The organism is Treponema sp. R8-4-B8 (genome assembly GCF_054786175.1).
This window is the reverse complement of record NZ_BDHE01000154.1, coordinates 1-839: the sequence shown is the minus strand read 5'-3', so window position 1 is coordinate 839 and position 839 is coordinate 1. Positions and strand designations below refer to the sequence as shown.

The window sequence follows — 839 nt, the reverse complement described above, 5'->3', positions numbered from 1 at the left end:
GGACATGATCTCGCCGTCGTCGACGAAGGCGTACCTGTGGTAGTCGTCGGGGGTCAGTCTGAAGATGAGGCAGATACCGTCGGCGAACTCGTCGGCCAAAGCCCGGTCTTGGAGCAGGCTGTTCAGGGTCTGTCTCTTATACACATCTGAGGGCGAGCAGAGCGATAAAGAAAGATTAGAGGCTATAAACCCTCTTTTTTGGACCGGAGACATAAAGTATACCAACAATTGCGGGAATTGTACGGTAGCTAATGAATTGCGCCATCAGGGTTACGATGTAGAGGCTAAGCCGGGTGACGGTATGCGTACAGCCGAATTGGCTGAGATGTTCGACGGGGCTAAGGTACAGAGCGCGAAGCAGTTATCAATAACGGATGTTCCGAGCGAAATGAAACTTATCGTCGAGCAAGATATTTTGACTTGGGGAGAAGGCGCAAGGGGCGCTATTAGGGGAAATTGGGCTTTGATGTCAGATGGCGAACCAGGGCATCTCTTTTCTTTTGAGGTGCGCAATGGCGAGGTTAAGTATGAAGACGGGCAAAGCGGCAAGGAGAATGTGAAACATTTGGAAAAGATGAAACCGCAATCAATAGAATACGTTAGGCTCGATAATACAAAACCTAACGATAAGGTATTAAACGCTGTAAAGAATAGGAGGGCGTGATGATAACTTTACATGAAGCGTATCTTAAAGCGAAAAGCGATGCGGAGAAGTACGGCCATAAGCGTTTAGCGGGTTGTAGAGATTACGGTGAGTTTTGGGGTTTTTGTTTTGTACCTCCGTTAGATGAAAAGTTGCTAAAAGAGCTTAACGGCGGGTGTGATACTACCGTAAACAA

At 47.6% G+C, this 839-nt stretch carries 2 protein-coding genes; one reads left to right on the top strand and one right to left on the bottom strand.

The window, feature by feature from the left end:
• Positions 1-126 (bottom strand): phosphatidylserine decarboxylase (locus ACYVRA_RS07550; protein ID WP_461252128.1); only part of this gene is annotated, 126 nt, incomplete at its 3' end.
• On the opposite strand from ACYVRA_RS07550, the gene ACYVRA_RS07545 reads away from it, so the two are divergent.
• Positions 65-664, top strand: a complete 600-nt coding sequence (locus ACYVRA_RS07545; protein ID WP_461252127.1) for a toxin glutamine deamidase domain-containing protein — start codon at positions 65-67, stop codon at positions 662-664. The two genes, ACYVRA_RS07550 and ACYVRA_RS07545, sit on opposite strands and share 62 nt — an antisense overlap.
• Positions 665-839 lie beyond the last annotated feature (175 nt).

Coding starts and splice junctions, on each gene's coding strand:
- ACYVRA_RS07545 (WP_461252127.1), top strand. CDS start 65: ATGAGGCAGATACCGTCGGCGAACTCGTCGGCCAAAGCCCGGTCTTGG.